Source organism: Serratia montpellierensis (genome assembly GCF_020858655.1).
Classification (GTDB): Bacteria; Pseudomonadota; Gammaproteobacteria; order Enterobacterales; family Enterobacteriaceae; genus Serratia; species Serratia montpellierensis.
The window spans coordinates 926,706-946,022 of record NZ_VOSN01000013.1; the positions used below are offsets into that span (position 1 = coordinate 926,706).

The 19,317-nt window shown below is 49.8% G+C and carries 16 protein-coding genes; 3 read left to right on the forward strand and 13 right to left on the reverse strand.

The window, feature by feature from the left end:
• Positions 1-459: 459 nt before the first annotated feature.
• Positions 460-4,299 carry a YobI family P-loop NTPase gene (locus tag FUU19_RS16170; protein ID WP_230490741.1) on the forward strand — a complete coding sequence of 1,280 codons (3,840 nt, stop codon included), beginning with the start codon at positions 460-462 and terminating at the stop codon, positions 4,297-4,299.
• A 159-nt stretch (positions 4,300-4,458) separates the two neighbouring features.
• Here the strand turns inward: FUU19_RS16170 and FUU19_RS16175 are convergent, their stop codons facing one another.
• The 7 genes from FUU19_RS16175 to FUU19_RS16205 form a co-directional block, all read right to left on the reverse strand.
• Complete coding sequence (locus FUU19_RS16175; RefSeq protein ID WP_118891880.1) at positions 4,459-5,061, reverse strand: site-specific integrase; 603 nt, start codon at positions 5,059-5,061, stop codon at positions 4,459-4,461.
• 181 nt (positions 5,062-5,242) lie between these two features.
• The gene (locus FUU19_RS16180) at positions 5,243-5,590 is read right to left on the reverse strand and encodes a hypothetical protein (RefSeq protein ID WP_004114521.1); all 348 of its coding nucleotides are present in this window, start codon (positions 5,588-5,590) and stop codon (positions 5,243-5,245) included.
• A 23-nt stretch (positions 5,591-5,613) separates the two neighbouring features.
• The gene (locus FUU19_RS16185; protein WP_004114519.1) at positions 5,614-5,841 is read right to left on the reverse strand and encodes a type II toxin-antitoxin system Phd/YefM family antitoxin; all 228 of its coding nucleotides are present in this window, start codon (positions 5,839-5,841) and stop codon (positions 5,614-5,616) included.
• 546 nt (positions 5,842-6,387) lie between these two features.
• Complete coding sequence (locus FUU19_RS16190; RefSeq protein ID WP_084833138.1) at positions 6,388-7,641, reverse strand: hypothetical protein; 1,254 nt, start codon at positions 7,639-7,641, stop codon at positions 6,388-6,390.
• 613 nt (positions 7,642-8,254) lie between these two features.
• Positions 8,255-9,376 (reverse strand): hypothetical protein, encoded by a 1,122-nt coding sequence (locus tag FUU19_RS16195; protein WP_226882924.1) that lies wholly within the window; start codon positions 9,374-9,376, stop codon positions 8,255-8,257.
• A 303-nt stretch (positions 9,377-9,679) separates the two neighbouring features.
• The gene (locus tag FUU19_RS16200) at positions 9,680-10,075 is read right to left on the reverse strand and encodes a hypothetical protein (protein WP_230490740.1); all 396 of its coding nucleotides are present in this window, start codon (positions 10,073-10,075) and stop codon (positions 9,680-9,682) included.
• Between the two features lie 23 nt (positions 10,076-10,098).
• Positions 10,099-10,362 carry a hypothetical protein gene (locus FUU19_RS16205; RefSeq protein ID WP_230490739.1) on the reverse strand — a complete coding sequence of 88 codons (264 nt, stop codon included), beginning with the start codon at positions 10,360-10,362 and terminating at the stop codon, positions 10,099-10,101.
• Between the two features lie 1,013 nt (positions 10,363-11,375).
• Between FUU19_RS16205 and FUU19_RS16210 the strand changes: the two genes are divergently transcribed.
• The gene (locus FUU19_RS16210) at positions 11,376-13,082 is read left to right on the forward strand and encodes a hemolysin (RefSeq protein ID WP_230490738.1); all 1,707 of its coding nucleotides are present in this window, start codon (positions 11,376-11,378) and stop codon (positions 13,080-13,082) included.
• 51 nt (positions 13,083-13,133) lie between these two features.
• On the opposite strand, the gene FUU19_RS16215 is transcribed toward FUU19_RS16210, so the two are convergent.
• Positions 13,134-13,706 carry a hypothetical protein gene (locus FUU19_RS16215; protein WP_230490737.1) on the reverse strand — a complete coding sequence of 191 codons (573 nt, stop codon included), beginning with the start codon at positions 13,704-13,706 and terminating at the stop codon, positions 13,134-13,136.
• Positions 13,707-13,835: 129 nt separating this feature from the next.
• Between FUU19_RS16215 and FUU19_RS16220 the strand changes: the two genes are divergently transcribed.
• On the forward strand, positions 13,836-14,726 hold the full coding sequence (locus FUU19_RS16220; RefSeq protein ID WP_230490736.1) for a LysR substrate-binding domain-containing protein: 891 nt from the start codon (positions 13,836-13,838) through the stop codon (positions 14,724-14,726).
• Here FUU19_RS16220 and FUU19_RS16225 read toward each other — a convergent pair.
• The 5 genes from FUU19_RS16225 to FUU19_RS16245 all read right to left on the reverse strand — a co-directional run bounded on the left by FUU19_RS16225 (position 14,723) and on the right by FUU19_RS16245 (position 19,309).
• A complete protein-coding gene (locus tag FUU19_RS16225; protein ID WP_230490735.1) occupies positions 14,723-15,451 on the reverse strand; it encodes a PA1136 family autoinducer-binding transcriptional regulator in 729 nt (242 codons plus the stop codon). The two genes, FUU19_RS16220 and FUU19_RS16225, sit on opposite strands and share 4 nt — an antisense overlap.
• A complete protein-coding gene (hchA, locus tag FUU19_RS16230) occupies positions 15,448-16,323 on the reverse strand; it encodes a glyoxalase III HchA (protein WP_230490734.1) in 876 nt (291 codons plus the stop codon). Before hchA ends, FUU19_RS16225 begins: the two co-directional genes overlap by 4 nt.
• 102 nt (positions 16,324-16,425) lie before the next feature.
• Complete coding sequence (locus tag FUU19_RS16235; protein ID WP_230507210.1) at positions 16,426-17,193, reverse strand: ABC transporter ATP-binding protein; 768 nt, start codon at positions 17,191-17,193, stop codon at positions 16,426-16,428.
• Positions 17,180-18,190 (reverse strand): FecCD family ABC transporter permease, encoded by a 1,011-nt coding sequence (locus tag FUU19_RS16240; protein WP_230490732.1) that lies wholly within the window; start codon positions 18,188-18,190, stop codon positions 17,180-17,182. Before FUU19_RS16240 ends, FUU19_RS16235 begins: the two co-directional genes overlap by 14 nt.
• A 42-nt stretch (positions 18,191-18,232) precedes the next feature.
• Entirely contained in the window at positions 18,233-19,309 is a 1,077-nt protein-coding gene (locus FUU19_RS16245; RefSeq protein ID WP_230490731.1) for an ABC transporter substrate-binding protein, read from the reverse strand.
• Positions 19,310-19,317: the final 8 nt, after the last annotated feature.

Sequence of the window (19,317 nt, forward strand, 5' to 3'; positions counted from 1 at the left end):
TACTTACAGTTGCAGCCTAGCCGTAGCGGAGCATTAATGCTGGACCGGACAGTGGCAAATTGTGGGTAAGCTCCAGCATATTGCCAACAACATGTACAAGCGCTTCGACTTAGGAGCGCGTTACTATGCTGTGTTACTTGGTACCAGTTCACAATGACGGAGCCAAATCAGGTGTGGTACAGCGGTGTGTTCTTTATCTGAACTCGAAGATGCAAAGGGTAACTTGTAGCTGTTCCTGCTATGTTTGCCAGAAAGTATGTGGCTAAGGCCGTGTCATGATCCCCAGTGATGCCTTCTCATACATGCCAAATGTGAATTCGCACGAGTAACTCAAAAAAGAGTATGTTTTCATCGTGTTAAAACGCTACGATATAACCATCAGGATTATTCTGGGCGTCACTAAACACAGTTGGAATTTACTCTTATCGTAATCGGGTATTGGCAAAATGGAGTCGCTGAATGAGCGTGTTGAGCTGGGCAATAGGTCTGTGCAGGAAGACGGAAGCATGGCTGGTTAAGCGCCAGGCAAAAGATCAGCTACAGCGTGCAGAGCTGGGGCTGAGTCTGACGGAAGGAGAGTTAGATGACCGCTATGACACCTTAGCGCCGAAAACTATCAATGATGCCAGTATGCGAGAGTATTTCATTGCCCTGAAATACGCTTTGTTGCAGAAAGATGTGAGAAACATTGCCATTACAGGTAGCTACGGAGCAGGGAAAAGTACGGTTATTTCATCATTTATGAAATATCACTGCGATGATAAGTACATCAATGTATCACTTGCCGGATTCGATATGACGGAAAATGAAACAACCGTCAGCCCAACTCATCAGGAGGTTGAATTCAGTATCCTGCAACAAATTCTTTATAAAGAGAATAGAGAGAAACTTCCCGACTCAAGGATAGACAGAATAATCGATAGAGGCCCCCACTATGTCAGAGGAACCTATCGGGCCTTACTTAAAGTCATTGCGCCCATCGCGGCTGCCGCATTTATTATCTATTTTAAAACAATTGCAGAGTTTCTAAGCCTTCCACTAACCTGGGCCGAGGTATTTAATGAACACTATATTATAAAAAGCATTATATTAGTTTTGCTGGCTTTTACGGCGCTATACTTTATAACTGCCAGTGCATCACGAATCGGTATTTTTGATAAGAAACTTAAGTTGAGCAAGATCGCCCTTTTAAGCGGGGATGTTGAAGCAAGCGACCAAGAGACGCCATCTTTACTGAATAACTGCCTTGACGAGATTGTGTATTTTTTTACCAAGTTGGAATATAAAGTGGTTATCTTTGAAGATCTTGACAGGCTAGGAACGCCTGAGATTTTCGTTAAGTTGCGTGAAATTAACAAAATAGTTAATAACAATATTGTTGATGGCAATCCAGTCAGGTTTGTTTATGCGGTAAGAGACGACCTGTTCCTTGGTGCTGATGCCAGAACTAAATTCTTTGATTTCATTCTTCCCGTTATTCCATTTATGGATAGCAGAAATGCGTTTACTCTATTAAAGAGGAAAATGTCGTTCGATACGCATAATGATAAATATCTGAAAGACATTTCGGCATATATAAATGATATGCGCAGCCTGCAAAATTTGGTCAATGAATACCATGTATTCAGCAATATCGTTGATAACGGAAATGATAAAATCAAACTGTTGTCGCTGGTTTTTTATAAAAATATCTACGCCTTAGACTATTTTCTTACCGATAAGAGAACAGGGGTTTTATATTCATTTATTCGCGACTATCGCACTCGCAAATTTCACCGTAATCATTTCGATTCTCTGGAAACAAAACTGGATCTTTTACAGTCCGAAATAGAACATCTTAATCATGAACCTATGTATGATCATAGGGGCATTAGAGAGGAAATAGTTTGTCGATATATTCCAAAAATACTCTGGGATGGCATTCATTTTGGTACGGGGAATGGATATAGTAATTTTTACCCCCTAACAACTTTGGCTTTAATTGATGATGAAAATGGTTTTTTAGAATTTTTATCGCAAAAGGAAAATTTATATATAGGCTACTTTGTTAGTCATCAGAGATATTCACTCTCACTTTTTGATAGGGCATTAAGAGAACAACTAAAAGAAGAATACCTGAAACGAAAAACAAAAATGGGTAAAGATAAAAACTCGGCTTTTAGTGAGCTGCAGATAAAAATAAAGAAACTTAAAGAGTCAATAAAATTAAAAAATGCCCTTTCGCTGCGAGAACTCACGCTAATCATCGGGCGTGAAAAATTTGAAGATATTGCTCAGGGGTATCTTGAGGCGATGGAGGGTCATGACTTCGTCTCTGAGCAGCAGCTCCATGCTTTGCGTACCGATATGCGCAATGGCGGGTTAGACGCCTTGTATCTGCTGCTGTCTGATGGTCTGGTGATGCAAGACTTCATGGCCTACCGCTCTATTTTCCATGAAGGATCGATGACCGTAAATGATAACGACTTCCTGAAAGCCGTTGGTCAGGATCTGAGCTACGCAACCTCAAACGGTGAATATTTTATCGATGATGAGAACAGAGTCACCAGCGAACTGGTTGAACATAACCGTATTTATGCCGATGGAGCGCTTCATCATCAACTGGTGACACATCTGATTGATAACGAGGATGAACATCTGGCTGGTATGATCACTTCGCTATTCAGCAAGTCTGATGAACATATCCTTGCTGTTTTTTCTGAGCTTTATAGCAGATTTGGCAAACCCGAGACCTTCGATAAGTTAATCGTTACTGCACTGCAAAAAAATGGTTATCTTGACAGAATGGTTGCCGTTCTCGCAGGCCAGCCTGGTGAAAAATTCACCAATGATATTGCTATAAGTATGATAGCCTGCGTATCGCCTGAACATGCGCTAGATAAATCGCAATACCGCCAGCTTATTCATTCGCTGGGCTGCCGTATCATCTCTCAGCTCACCGAGGAGAATCAGGAAGAGTTCATGCGTCACGTACAACAGGCGGAGGCATGTTATGACGAGCTGTTCGAACCAATGACGCTAACGGAGCGGTATTGCCTGCAATTTATTGCACAAAACAGTCTTTATCAGTTAACTCGGCACAATGTTGGCATTGCCGTTTCGTGTCTTATTGAAAACATAACGCCTGAAGAGGCGGAAAGGAAACCTTGGACGCTCGCCTATGAGCATAAACTCAATGCGGTTTCTGATTACTTCAGTCAAAACATCGATACATTCGTAAGGGATGTGTTTATCTCCTCTGCTGAGGATGCCGAATGTATCCGCTACGTCCTGACCCGCACCTCCCTAAGCGATGGTTCCAAAGGCGATATCGTCAGAAAAATGACCTTCTCGTTTGCTGATCTGTCCGGGATATCGGCTAAAGAAGAATTTACCGAAGACCAGCTAACGATCTCCTATCACGACCTGTTTTACCGTTATGACCGCGTCGTGCCGGGATGGGGCGCGCTAATAGACTATATCTGTGAAGACTGCAACATGGCAATACTGACGGCGTATGTGACAAAGCATGTGGCTGCATTAGGTCAGTCCCCCCTAGAAGTCTATGATGGCGACCGCTATGACCTGCTGTACATGAAAATTATCTGTAATGATGACCTAGACGAGTGGACTTATCAGAACCTGGTTGCACCGATTGAGATTAACATGCGGGAAATTGATGAGCACCTCAGCGCCCGTAATTTCTGCACATTGATAGCTATGTTGAAACTGCCTCTCGACGCGGATGTGTATGAAAAAATTGCGGCTCAATACGCGGATCTGGATGAGAAAATCAGTGATGCCTTCGTCTATTGGTTTAGTCAGTATAAAAGTGAATTTTTGGAGCAGCCCGAGTTCTATCTAAGAAAAGAAAAAGATGCGCGCTTCTTTAAAGCCATGTTCACAAAAGTCATGACTTACGCACCCTTTACTGTGCAAGAAAGAGCGGACCTGGTGTCGCTATTTATTGATTATTTCATTGTGTCTGATATCGCTGACCTTAATTTCCCAAATGATGTCCTGCTGCAGGTGTTTAACAGCACTAGTAATGAAGAATTCAAGGGCATGCTGTTTACGCGATTTATTGTGACAGGTCTCAATAAACATCAACTGGCCGGGCTTTGTCATCATTTAGGTGAAGATGAATTGAAAAATATATTCCTTAATCGAACCCGAGCGACAATTGCTGTTGCAAACAGGGAGCGCGTGATATCAATTCTTCAGCATCTGCAAGCAGTACGCATCATCAGAGATTTCAAGGAACGTGAGGATGGGAAATTCTCTGTCGTTATCGAACCTAACCCAGAGGATGAAGATTAGCTATTTAACCTTTGCTGGCCGGGACCGGGTAGGTCTCTGCCGGTCTTTGTTAATCTGTTAACGAACCTAGATTGTCTCTATTCATGTTAGATTCTTTCAGCAATATGTTGCTGAACAGTCCGCTTTTGGCACAGGGCTGCTGTTGCAGCCCTGACAACCTTAGACTTCAATCGATTCAGAGATCTCTAACGCATCATCGACTTCAATGCCCAGATAACGGACTGTGCTTTCCAGTTTCTTATGACCCAACAGAAGTTGGATCACCCTGAGATTCTTGGTTTTCTTGTAGATCAGGTAAGGTTTTGTTCTTCTCATGGAATGTGTGCTGTAAAGTGAATCTTCGAGACCAAGCTTTTCTATCCACCCATGAAAGATTCGGTTGTATTGGCGGGTTGAAATGTGCTGGTTAGTTCCGACCCTAGATCGAAACAAGAAGTCTTTACTATGCAAATTGCCAAGCTTTATCAATGCAGCAACAGCTTCTCTTGTCCCTTTGGTTATCTCAAACTGCACAGGGCTACCGGTTTTCTGTTGCAACACCGTAGCTCTGCTTGAAACAGAGCTACCATATGCAACATCAGATACTTTGAGTTTGACCAGATCACAGCCTCGTAGCTTACTGTCCAAGGCCATATTGAATAGAGCTAAATCGCGCGTTTTACCTTCCAGTTCAAGCCGGATTCGGATCCCCCAGATATGAGATATCTGAAGTGGTCTTTTTTGGCCTATGATACGGTCTTTGTTCCACGGTGACGTGTTCATACCCAAATCTCCTGCAATGTGGGAGATTTGAGTATGGTTGTCCCTTATGAGCGAAATGCCGTCTACCAATGTGGAGCGGCATGACGAATCACCCGATAGAAGGTCTACTCAAGTTAACAATCGGCTGGTAAAAAATCGCAGATAAAATTAAAGCCACTAAAGTGGCTTCATTCATCTGCTTTTACAAAGCGATTAGTCTCTCGAAAAGACACTGAAGGACTGACTGTCGCTTGCCAAGAATGACATGGGCAGTTAGTTCCTCCTGTTCTGTATCGTAGGAGTAAAGGATGCGATAACCATCCCTGGTAATACATTCACGATAACGGTCACAGCCTAATTCAAGCAAGTCAGGTGAAAACTGACAGCTCTCAGGGAAAACATCAACTTTCTTTTCAAACTCATCGAGTTGTTTATTAAGTACTTCTTTTGGCTCTTCAACACTGGTCGAAAGAAAATTCAAAAGATTGCGAGCAGTGAGTTTGAACGTTTCGGTGTAAATAACACCTTTTTTTGTGTTGCTTTTAGGCATGTGCCCTCCAGTCATAGCAAGTATTAAAGACTTGCCATTAACTGGTCACGACTATACGTGCGTCCCTCGCTTTTGTCCTTTTCAGAGATAGTTAAGAGTTTCAGCAATGCGATTGCATTATCTCTTTTCAAGCGCTCTTCATACGACTCAACAACATAAGCGGGCACACCGTTTTGTGTGACCAATAATGGCTCTGCAAGATCAAGCACCGCGGCGTGCTTTTTCAGATAACTAATGGTTTCGACTCTCATAGTCTTTCCTCTTAATAAACCTCTATTTAACGAAGCAACTCATTTCATTTGAGTATCATTTAACTCCGTGCTGACGCTAAGTGGTCAACAAATCATCGGCACTTAAGCCGCTTTTAGTTTAATCATCACATTGTGACCCCATCCGCATGGGGTTACCCGAAGGTGGTCTTAATTTAGACCTAATTAAGACCAATGTCAACCACTTAGCATGTTTTATTTTAGTGGGCAAGTTTTTTATGGTTTTACGAAACCAAAATGTGGGGCATTCACCTTCACTACTACGAAGGTTATCAGTTAACATCTGCACGTTTTAACATCCACTGAACACTGGTGAGGATGTGGGTAGATGCCTATGATTCCTATGACGATGAAGGGCTAAGCCCCAAATATAAAGGACCTCAATGAGCGAGAAGCGGGCCTTTCGACAACCATATTTAGATGAATAGTGGGCTAGGAATACTTTAGCAATTACATTGCTAATATCAATATAAGTAGTAGATTTAAAAAAATAAGCCACCTAAAAAGCATGGCTTAATTGCAAATAAATTACATTTTATCAATTTCAGAAATGATCCTATCAATTTCATCAATGCTTGCTTGAATTGTTAGATTATTTTTTATTATCTCAAGTAATTCTATTGCTCTTCTTTTGGGCCTTGGTGACACCAGTTCTGAATTTGCTCTTTCATTCTCCACGAACAACCGTGAGAGAGCCATCAATTGATTACTATTTAACACATCTAAAAATGGTTGAAGTACTAAATGTGCATCAGATCTTCCCCAGTAATTACCCACCCAAACAGTAAGTATTTCTTGATATACATCTTCAAAAGCAATAGATGGAACATGAGGTCCAAATTGTATAAGTGCCTTGGCTGCTCTTTCTTCATCATTCCAGCCGTAAGATGTATCCTTAGCTTTAGCTAGCTGTTTAACCGCATGTCTGTATAAACTTGCCCTAGCAGCATCAGGTATAAATTTCACACCATTAACTTTTACTAAAGTCTCTAAAATTCTTATTTTTGCTCCTTTATCCTCACTTGTATCCGATTCGGGCTCCAGCATAAATGAGTGATATCTTTCCCCCGCTGTTTTTTTAAGATCATCATTAGATCTTTCCCATGTTTGTTCAAACAACTTGCTAGCATTAACATAAGCAGGATTTTCCCCCTTAGTTATTAAATCCAATAAAAATCCAAATGTTATTCTTATATCAGCTTGCTTAAATGCTCTTATTTGATCTTTAAGTAAGTCTATGCTCTCAATTGATAGTTCAGATTTTTTTATGGGTTCAAATAATCCAGATGGCGAATGTCCAGGGTCTGGCATATCAGATTCGAATAAATTCTTCTGGAGCATAAGAGCCAAAGCAAACACATCCTCAGACTCTACTTTACTATCACTTGCATGGGCTGGAGAGGCATGGTTTCTCATCCAATTGATCATTTCTAGTGATTTTCCAGCTTTCTTATGCAGAACCCCTAATTTGGTTGCTCCACTTATTAGCACTAAATCATCTACACCTGACCATCTCTCGTTTATTGTTTCACCATCTTTATCATATTTTTTACGACCACTATCATCCTTTATTGCGGAAAGGAATAAGTCTAAACCATAAGCCTCAATTCGCCGCCTAAGATTATGAATGGATGCATTCCATATATCTAAAAGAGCATGATCAGGGAAGCCAGAATCTAACAACTTTCTAGCTTGCGAAAGGAATTCTATTTCAGTATTAACTGTTGCAGGAAAATTAGTTGTTGATGGCGAGCTTAATAAAACCGGGAGATTTTTTGACATTGAATTTCCTTTAAGTAAAAATTATAATCTATGTCTTTGTGAAAAAAATTACACGATATTGTAACCTTGCAGGAGCTAGAAGTAGTGTTCAAATAAATACTTGAAGAGAAAAAATCCGCCATGACAAAGCTATACACTATTCCCAATTATTAAAAAATTCAATATGTTTAAAAAATTAATTTTCAAAACTAGCATCCTAATACTCTAAACACACCTATATACAACTAAGGATATGCACAGTATCCTTTTATAGAAGGAGTCTGATCCCTACAGATTTAGAGATTTTAATGTTTGTTAACTTCCGCCTACGACACAGAGGTGCTGTTGCAGCCCTAAAAACCTTATGTTTTGTTCGAGTCAGAGCTATCCGACGCATCGTCGAATTCAATGCCCAAGCAACGGATTGTGCTTGCCAGTTTCTTATGGTTCAACAGAGGTTCAATGATTAGTATGCTGTAAAGCAAATCTTCGAGACAAAACTTCTCTACCCCCCATGAAAAATTTCGGTTGAATTGCCTGGGTGATCTGTGCCGGATAGCTCCAACTCGAGACTGAAGCATGAAGTCTTTACTATGAAAATTAGCAGGCTGTATACGCAGCCTGCTAGTTTATGTTAGAGCTTATAAAGTTCAATTAATCTGGATTTTTCTCTGTCAAATTCTTCATCAAGATTTGAGAAGTCTGGAAGTGTAACCATTAAATCCTTAAGTTGATGAATAACATTCCAGACATCGTAATGAATAAAGGGATTTAAGCCAATTACATTCCCCTCATCATTATTTTTAGATTTCCCTACACCACACAATTTGATGAATTTGTTGATTGCAGTTGTTTCATTCCAGTCCGAGACAAAAAGAAGCAAGGCAGATACAGCCAAAAGGGGGTTGTTTTTTTTAACAGCGGATATACCCCTGATTTTCCTAAAAAGAAATTCGTGATGCCTGGTTATTTTTTGCGCAACCCTTATCGTTGCTTCATATTTTTCTTTAAGCAACCTTCTATCATAAACCTGATAACCTCGATCTCGTGCTACTAATCGATGTGCTTGTTTAGTAAATGTGGTACTATTCACAAGATTATAGAAAACAGAATTATTTTCATTGGTCATGTCGATCATCAATGATGGATATTTGAATCTTAACGAACGATACACTTCATCGTTTATATCAAACCAAGATTTATTTTTCCTCTCTTCATCTACAATATATTTACTTTCTCCCTTACGGGAATACATGCTGGCCCTTATTAGATTGATCATGTGAGGGCTATAGTTAACAGAAAAAGTGCCTGACTGGCGTAATTCTGTAAACCATTGTCGCATGTTTCGAATATCTTCCTGATTGAACTCATCATGTTCAATACCTCTACATACAAGCTCGCGAATTATACTTGTAATCTCTGAACCTGAGGTGCAAAATTTTATAAAACCATCCCTTGATGAATCTATTTTCTTATCATCACCATTGTAATGATCGCAAAATACTTTGTGTGCATCAGTTCCGTCTTTTGTTCTAAACGAAAAATGAGATTGGCTGACTATCTTATTTGTTCTTTTCGAATAACCTTCTGAAACAACAATCGCACCGCTTACATTGCAAATTGGGCACTCTGCATCAAAGGCAACAAATTCCTTGAAATCACTGAAATTGAGTGCGTTATCTGATGAGTAATGGTTTAACAATTGAACCATGTCCAATTCCTTTTTGAATGTACGAGAATAGACCGTAATTGCCATTTGAACTCCCTTCATCATAATTTTGGTTGTATGAAATATTATCGCATAAAGATACTAATGAGCCAGTAATATAACTAGAAACGACTTTTTGTGGTTCAGCGAACTAGACGTCCGCTCCTGGCACAAAGCGAACATTCCTTGACGTGCTGTCAGGAAAACTCACCTGGACGTTCAGGTGATTCTGTCCATTATAGTCATAAAAAAGCCGCCCCCGGAGGGACGGCTATAAACTCGCCAGTTAACAAGCTGATTTTACCGCTTACGCGGTTCTGTCGTTGCGGTGTTCGCTGACCCACTGCGCCTTTACAGTTTATCGCTTATGAATCCATGAGCCTTAAATGTCCTGACAAAATCCTCATAACGCGCAATCATCACCCCCGATGTTTCACGCACATTTTGCTGATGAAAGCGGAAGTTTGCCTCCGATTCAACACTCTTACTCTTCCAGTCATGGGGAAGGCTTAGCATCACTGGCTTTCTGTTCGGGTAATCAACACTCATAAACGGTAGCGTACTATCTACGTATGCGGTCATAGCGTCCAAAAAAGCGTCCTTCGCACCATTCACTTCAGTATTGAATAACCGATACTTTTCACCGCTAAATTTTTCAGCTTTTTCAATGTTTAAGCAAACATCTTGCCGTATACCGCTCAGGTAGCTCTGCTCAACCCATTGAGTAGTATCCTCATAAGGCAGCAATTCAAGAATCTGGTCGATGATCTTCAGATCATGTTCATCTTGTTTTTTTTTACAGGGTCCTCAGCAGATTCATTGGATGTGTGGTAAACGTTGGTGGTCTGATTAATATCCCGTCCGGCCTGGTTCACATCACCCTCGGTTTTCTTTGCCTTCTGTTTGATGTTGTTTTGCTGTCTGATTCTATATGTAACACCGCCCCCAATACCAAACAGTGCCAGTACGCCGACTAATAAGCCAAGATAAGTAGCTGCGTCTGCACCAAAATGTGCATTAAGCCATTCAGTCATTTGAACTATGTCCTTACAGTGTGAGTAAGGATTATAATAACAGAGCTAACTTGCGCAGAAACGAAAAAAGGCAGGGGAGGTAACCCCCCAGCCTTTAATCAAGTTCCTTCATCCCTTACAGGCGTCCGGTCAGTTGCTTGATGGCAACGATAATCTGCAGACCAGCTAGCATTATCTGCATCACCAGTAAGACTGTTGTTAGCGTTATCACTTCGACGTCTCCTCTTCCAGGAGAGCGCCACACGTAGTAAGCGCTTTTGGTTCTACCCGCCCCCCTCACTCCTCATACCATTAGTTAGCAGGTACAAGCAGCACTCTTTTTTGTGGTAAGCAAACAGGACAGCACTGGACTGACCCCGCTCCGATAGACGATTCGGCCCTATAGTTGGACTGACGCCTTGAGCTTTAATATTTCCTTCCGATCCATACAACTAGGTCTGTTAAAAGCCCCTAGGACGAATTCTACAGAGATGGCTATGGTGCAGGTTTCGGCTATAGGGCTCTTTGATGTAATCGAAGATATCCTAACGGGTCATAACGTTGGCAATGTCTGCTCTTGGCACAAACCCGACCGCCAGAGTCCCCACGCCAGCATTTCCCCACCCCATTCCACACTCCAGCAGCGCCCCCCGGCGTTGCCGTCGGTGTGAATCCGCAACGCGGCAACCACAATCACCGCCATAACGCCAACGCTTGGCCAACCCCTACCAGCGAAACTCACTCTTTTACCTAAGAAGATTCCTAACCCAGCTGACGGAAATCCCTCCCTGGCGCCAATACGCGGGCGAACCCGCCGATTTGCAGCAATAATCCTGCAAAAACAATCGATAAGCGAATTGTTCGCGCTCGGTAAGTTGCGTCTATCCTTTCGCTATGGGCGCCTGCCGCCCATCGTTCGCTGCGGCTCGCGGCATGCGCGTTTCTGGCTGTACGGGTTTCGGTTTATTCCATCGCGCGCCTCCATTCATCATGTTGAATTTCACAGCAATCTCTCAGCAACAAGGAGTGTTTATATGGCTTACGTCATTACCGACCGAGAAAAACTGCAAGCGATTTGGGAGGCCGCCAAAGCCGGCGACTGGCCGGCCGTGTATGCCGCCTCCGTCAATGCGCTCACCGATCCCAACCATGCCAACCAACCTGTTCAGGGTGTGGATATCGCGGTCTATACCTGGATCAAAGGCGCCTATGGCGTGAACTCGAATCAGGGGGCGTTTGCCCATTACATTCGCGACCAAACCAAGCTGCAGTATGAGCTGCGCACCGGGCATGTTCCCGATGACTGGGAAACGCGCATTCAAAATGCCTCCGACAACATCGCCAAGAACTTCGCCAAGACGCTGTTTGGCGTCGATCTGAGCAGCGATCCCAACGCGCCGCTGCCGGATGCCCCGCCCACCAGCGCCAAAGTGCCGGACATTCACGAGGTCGGCCTGATTGACGCCGGCGCGGCGGCGTCCGAGGTGTTCACCGATGCTTCCTCGACCGGCGCCCCCAACTATTCCCCCTGGGCCGGCACCACGCTGTTCTCTTATTTAGGCGACACCTCGTTCTTTACCGAATGGGTGGCCACCAACGACACCTCGCCTTTTAAGGTCGAAAGCGGCACCTACGATTTGATTGCGGCGGCGCAGGTCTCCATGCAGATGAAAAACCTCAGTTACGTGGTTGAAACGCTGCTGGCAGGCGAAGTGCCCACCTATTTGACCACCCTCGGCATTGGCCACGAGACCATCCGCCTCGCCGCCGAAGCGGCGCGTGATTTCTACACCGAATCCTACGGCAGCAGCGTGACCGGCGGCGGCAGCCTCATTCCCGGCAAGCTGGATATCGGCTCGGCGATTTTCAACGACATTGCCGACGTGCTGTCCACGCCGAATCTGTACCGCGTCGGTACGCTGCATGACGATGATTTCACGCTGGCGTTCGGCAATATCGCCGTTAACACCGGCAGCGGCGACGACACCATCAGCGTGCCGCGCGGCTGGCAAAACAACGCCGGCAACTACGGCTGGACGGTCATCGACGGCGGCAGCGGCCATGATACGGTCGATTATTCCAGCCTGTCGCACGGGGTAAACCTGAAGTTTGACGCCCAGGGCAGCTACGGCGGGCGCGGAGTGATCGAGAAAAACGGCATCGGGCTGTACGGCTTTAAGGACGGGCTGTACAACATTGAGGCGGTGAAGCTGACGGACTTTAAGGATAACGTCACCTTTAACGATCGGGTGCTGACGCCGGCCAACGGCCTGGAGGTTAACCTGGGCAAAGGCTCCAGCGAGATTCGCTTCGAGCACGGCTATACCACTGCGCCGGGTGGGAGCGCGCCGCAGGATTATCTCGGCGTAAACCTGAGCATGCTGTCCAACGATGTTCCCTTCCCCAACAGCCTGCTGAATATTCCCGTGAAGCAGACCCACAATATCTACATCGACGACAGCTTCGAACTGGGCTTTTTACAGGCCTCTTCCCTGTCTATCGATAACCACCTGCTGGCCTTCGGCGCCGAAGGCTCAAACAGCAGCTTCTCGCTGAACTACAACGCGCAAACCCATACGCAGGATCTGTCGATATTCATGCAAGGCGAAAGCGCGCTCAATCAGCACATCGTCAATATCTACAATTGGGATCAAGGCGACTTCGGCATCACGCTGGAGCAGCCGGCCATTCAGCTCGTCGGCTTGCAAACCGTTACGCCGCAAGAGCTGGCGGCCGCCTAAGCGAAGCCCGCCCGTTCCCCCGGGCGGGCTGTTTATCTTCAGCGCGACGGCTCACTCCCTGTCCCGCTCCGCAATCCGCGCCATCAACGCCCCCAGCAACGCCAAATCGACCAGCAGCGCCAGCGCGAAACAGGCTCCCTTTATCCCCGGCGCGGCATAGGTTTGCACCAGCGAAACGGCAACCACTACGGCCACGCTAGTCACCACCGTCGTCAGCCTGCACGCCACGGCGAACGCCGCTTTCTCTCCCACTGCCGTGCGGTAGGCGACGCCTTGGCCCAGACCGCCGAGGGCAATGCCCGCCAGCAAGGCCGGCCAATCATGGCCGCCGAACAGCATCAGCAGCGTCAATAGCCACCCCGCCGCCGCCAGCAAAAAACCGTAGCGGAGCATAGCCAGCGCAGGCCGGTTCCGCAGCGGCTGCCGGCGGGCCAGCGCGGCGCCGCCGAGAAACGCCAGCGCCAATGCCGTTAGCAGCATCAGCGTTGCGCCGATGCCCAGCAGGCTCTCCGCCCCCAGCAGCAAAGCGCCCGCCGCGACCGGCACGCTGAGCGCCAGGGCGCTCGCCGCCGTTCCCGTGTGTTCCATGGCGCCCAGGGCACCGTTGTTGATATAAAGGCTCATCGTTCACTCCCGACATGATGGAAATGATGAAATAAATTCATTTCCCTGTTCACATGTCAGTAGCCTATCTCTTGTATAATCGGTCAGACAAACTCATAGTTTTCAGCCTTAGATGAGAATAACTCAGCCATGAGAAAACCCCGTTTGCCGCCGCTGGGCGCGCTGCGCGCCTTCCACGCCGTGGCTGGCTGCCGCAGCTTCAAACTGGCCGCCGAAGAGCTGGGCGTCAGCGCAACGGCGGTCAGCCATCAGATCAAGCTGCTGGAATCGGTGCTGGAATGCCGGGTGTGCGAGCGCAGCGCGCAGGGCGTCAGCCTGACCGAGACCGGCGAGATCCTGTATGCCGGCACCCAGCGCGCCTTCGCCGCACTGGAGCAGTCCGTCGCCCAAATCACCCGCGCCCAGCAGCCGCCGGCGCTGACCGTCACCACCACCTCCAATTTTCTCACCCACTGGCTGGTACCGCGCCTGGCGGATTTCAAGGCGGAGTTTCCCACCATCGATCTGCGCCTGCACACCAGCGTCGAGCGCGTCGATCTCAGCCAGCGCACCGTGGACGTCGCCATTCGCTACCGCGAAACGCCGGAAAGCGATCTGCACTGCACCTTGCTGCATGAGGATCGTTTTATCGTGGTGGCCAGCCCGGCGCTGACGCTGGAGCGCATCGAAGATTTGCAGCGGGTAACACTGTTTCACGTGGAACATCGGCAGGTTCCCGCCGACGCGCCGACCTGGGAAAACTGGCGACGGCGCTACGGGCCGGAAGGGTTGAACGTGGAAGCCGGGCTGACCTTCAGCGACGAAACCCATGCGCTGCAGGCGGCGGTGGCGGGCCAGGGGGTGGTGATCGCCAGCCGGCTGCTGGCGCGCGATTTGTTGCAGCGCGACGTGCTGGCCGCGCCGTTCGAGATGGCGTTACCCGGCGCCAACTACTATCTGGTGGCCACCGAAGAAACTGCGCAGCGCCCCGATATCATTGCGCTGCGCGAGTGGCTGCTGCGGCAAATGGCGGCGGGCTAATGGCTCTCGGGGGCGATCTCCCCCAGGCGGATCGCCACGCTGATCGCCTGCGCGGTGGTGGCGGCGCCGAGGCGTTGGCGAATGCGGCGTAGGTGGTTTTCCACCGTGCGTTCAGACAGGCCGAGCATCGCAGCGATATCCGCCTGCCGCCGGCCGATGGCGGTCCAGCTCAGCACCTCGCGCTCGCGCGCCGACAGCCGGCCCTCTCCCTCGCCAGCCGCCGGTTCAAACAACCGCCGCGCCGCCAGAAAGGCCGCCGTGCCCACCAGCGACAGCGCCAGCCGCACCGGCGGCGAGGCATCGATGCGCTCGCCCCCCAGGCTGACGGCCCCCTCCAAACCGGCCGGGCCAAATACCGGGATCTGCACGCCGTGCAGGCCGGCGCCGCGCGGCGTGCGCACAATCCGGTAGCGCTCGCCCTGCTGCGCCCGGGTTTTAGTCCAGAAGAACGGCTCGCTGGCCCGCAGCATGTGCCGGGTCACCGGGCAGTGCCGCACGTAGGTCAACGCATCGACCGCCTCGCCGTCGCCGAACCAATCGCCCTCGACCCAGTAGATATGCTCGATCCCCGCCTCCGCCGTGGCGGAAGCGGAAAACAGCACAAAGCGATCGAAACCGAACGGCGCGGCGAAGGCGCGAACCCGCCCCTGAATGGCGGACAGGGTTCGCTCGTGGTCCATCGCCAGCGCCGTCTGGAAAGCGCGCTGCGCGATCTCGTCGCTCATCGCGTGGCGACGTCGGCCAGCAGCGTCTCTGCCGCCAGTTTGCCGAGGTTGTTGGAAGCCAGCGGGCTGTCGCCGGTCAGCAAGCGCCGATCTTTATGCACCTTGCCGGTGATGTCGGCGTTGACGATCTTAACGCCCCGCTCGCGCAGGCGTTCGCCCACCAGCCAAGGCATCGGGCCGGGGATATAGCCGATGTCGATGTTGGCGCCGGTATCGAGCGAGTCCGGGAACACGCACATCTCATAGCCGCGATAGAGGAAATCCTCTTTGTTCTCGCTAATGCCCGCCGCCAGCAAACCGGCCGGCCCGTGGCACAGCGAAATCACATAGCGATCGTTGTCATGCGCCCAGTGCAGGGTCTTTTTCACCTCTTCGCTGAACGGGATATCATTGAGCACGCCGTGGCCGCCGGGAATGAAAACGCCGAGGTAGTTGCCGCCATCCAGATCCTTCACCACTTCCGTCAGCTTTTTCGGCTGCTTGAGCTGGCTGCGGTACTTCTCGTAGGTGGCCTTGACTGCTTCATCTTCATGCGGGAACGCCCACATCTCCAGCTTCACCGGATCGCCGGACGGCGTGGCGATGTCGATCTCGAAACCGGCCAGATCCAGGTGATACATCGGCAACAGCATCTCGACCGGGTGGTTGCCGGTAGAGAAGAACTTGCCGTTTTGCATCAGCAGGTAGCGCTCCTGCGAGGCGATCATCAGCACCTTCCACTTGCCGCCGCGATAGGCGTTCGGGTAGCTGGCGCCCGTGAAGTCGGTTTTGGACGAGGTGTACTGGCTGAGGGAGTAAGGCGATGGGAAGAACGCGTTGTCTTCCGCCACATCCGGGGTGGGATTACGATCGTTGGACACTGAATCAGTCATGATTATCTCCATATTCACCGTTACATTGCCCTTTCAGCTTAAATAACCGCCGGCGGGGCCGCAATGAGGGATATCCCTCAATCACCCTCGCGACGTCGGCACTCAAGCATGATGCCGTAGCGCGACAATGAACGTTTCTTCGCTGACGCCGGCATATTCATACCGGCACTTTCTCACCGGCACCTGGAAATAACGCTCCAGGATGTCCTCTTGCAGCAGTGCATTTTTATCGCCAAACATGCACTGCCGCTGGTTCATCAGCAGGCACTTGTCAGAGATGCGATCGGCGTAGTGCAGAAAATGCGTATTCAGCACGATCGTCATCTGCCGCTCTTTCGCGAGGTGCCAAAGCATCTCGATCATTTTAGCCTGATTGTAAAAATCCAGATTCGATTCCGGTTCGTCGAGGATCATGACGTCGGGATCCGCCGCCAGGGCCTTGGCGAAATAACACATCTGCAGTTCTCCACCGCTGATCTGGTTGATATTTTTCTGTGCCAGCGGCGCGATCTCCAGCGCATGCAACACCGCCTGCGCCCTGGCGACATCTTGCCGCCGCGGCCTGGCGAACCATCCCGCCTGGCGAGCACAGCCGAAAGTGACAAAATCGAGTACCCCATAAGCGAAATGCGGCGTTTTCGCCTGCGGCACATAAGCCAACCGGGCGGGCCGATTGTCGACCAGGCCGATCTTGCACCCGCCAGACAGGGGCCGGCACAGGCCCGCGATGTGTCTCAGCAACGTGGTTTTACCGGCGCCGTTCGGCCCGAGCACGCTGAGGATCTCGCCCCGCGCCAGATGAAAACTGACGTTGTCGAGAAGGGGTTCTCGCCCCTTGAAACCCAGGGTCAGCTGGTTAACTGTGATCATGTTTGCTGCTCATAATGAAAAGGAGAGCGAAAAGCGGCGCGCCGATCAGCGCGGTCAGGATGCCGATCGGGATTTCAGCATAGGTGGCACCTCTGGCGATATTGTCGATCGCCAGCAAAAACAGCGCCCCGCTCAGCGCCGAAGCCGGGATCAGGCGGCCGTGGTTATACCCCAACACGCTGCGCACCAAATGCGGGATCACCAGCCCGACCCACCCCACCACGCCGGCTAAGCTCACCGAGGCGGAAACCAGCAGGGAGGCGGCGATCAGCAACAGGATCTTCAGCCGGGGCGGATTCAGCCCGGCGATGCGCGCCTCGTCGTCCCCCAGCGAGAGAATGTTCATGTTCCACCTGAGCCGGTAGATAGTCAGGTAACACGCCGCAAACAGCGGGATAAGCCAATAAACCTGCGCTTTCGCTACCGAAGCGAAGCTGCCCATCAGCCAAAAGACGATCGCCGGCAAGGTATCCTGCGGATCGGCGACATATTTTATGACCGAGACAAACGCGATAAACAGCGACGCGATAATCATGCCGGACAAAATCGTGGTGAGCGCATCCTGCCGGCGTTTGAGGCGGCAAATGCCCAGCACCAGCAACAAACTCACCACGCCGAAAAGAAACGACAGCAGGGAACTCAGGGCAAAGGGCAAACTCAAGAGAATGCCCAGCGCCGCGCCAAAGGCGGAGGCGGAAGAGGTGCCCAGCACGTCCGGGCTGGCCAACGCGTTTTTCAGCACCGCCTGAAAGGTCGCGCCGGCGACCGCCAACCCGCCGCCCACCAGCATCACCGCCACCACCCGCGGCGCGCGCAGGTTAAAAATCACCGAATAGCGGGCCTGGTTTTCCCCCGGCATGTTCCCCCGCCATAAAATCTGCACCACATCATGGGCCGACAAGGCATAGCGGCCGGCAAACAGTGATGCGAAGGCGACCACACAGAGCGAAATAAACAATCCCGCCATGATCGCCACATATTTTCCTCTGCCCGGCATCCCCAAGCTCCTCCAACGAACTCACGCTATTCAACCGTGGCACTAGCGCTGTGCCAGCACCTCATCCAGCAACCGGTCCGGGATCGCATAAGAGAACATCGTCTGATAATAGCGGCGCGTCTCCTCCCGCAGCGTTTTGTCGCTAATGTCTTCAGGGGCATACCGGTTGATCATAAACAGCGGCAGCAGTGACGTTTCCGCCGACAGGCCCCCCCAGTTATGAATCCCCACCGGCGTCGAGAAAACCTTGCCGTTTTTTACCGCCCTGAGCGTCTCCCACGCCTGGCCGGGGATCCCCCCGTGCAGCAGTGCTTTGGCGCTGCCGAACACCACGAAAATCACATCCGGGTCCCAGGCCATGATCTGCTCCATCGAAACGTTGATGTACCTGCCGGCATCCCCTTTTACCGGCAAATCCCCGGCGACATTGTCCATGCCGGCCATTTTCAGGTAGGTGTCGCCGTAGGTATGCGGGCCGCTCACCTTCAGCTGCCTGCCGTCGCTTTCTTCGAGATACAACGCCCTGACGTGCTGCGCGCGGATGGCGGCGGCATAGGGGCGGATCTGCTTCAGGGTCTTTTCCCAGGCGTCTTTGAATTTATGCGTGCGCGGCAGGCCGAGGGTGTCGGCGAAGGTATTTTCCCAATACACCTGGGTGACCATCGGCTGGTATTTGGTCTTCCCGCCGGCATCCAGATCGACGGTCATCACGCCCGCCCTTTCCAGCCGATCCTCCTGGCTTTTGCCGTAGTAATAAATGATGTCGGGCCGGAGATTCATTAACGACTCCATGTTGACCCGATAGTCCTTATTGATGAAATCGGACGTGATCCTGCCGATATCCGGCTTCATGTCCTTCAACACATGCCTATCGGCATGCATGAACGCCCAGGGCCCCACGCCGACGACATGCCGATAGGCCGCCTCGTTCGCCAGGATCACGCCGAAGGGGCAGTTGCCGGTGATGACGATCCGCGGGTAGCTGCCGGGCAGGGTTTGCGTCGCCGCGCTTTGCAACGGCTCGGCCGCCGCCGGCAGGCTGGCGCCGGCGCAAGGCGCGGTCGGCAAGGCGAATAGAGCCAGCAGCGCGGTGGCGATAAATTTCACTGTGACGCACATGGTGCCTC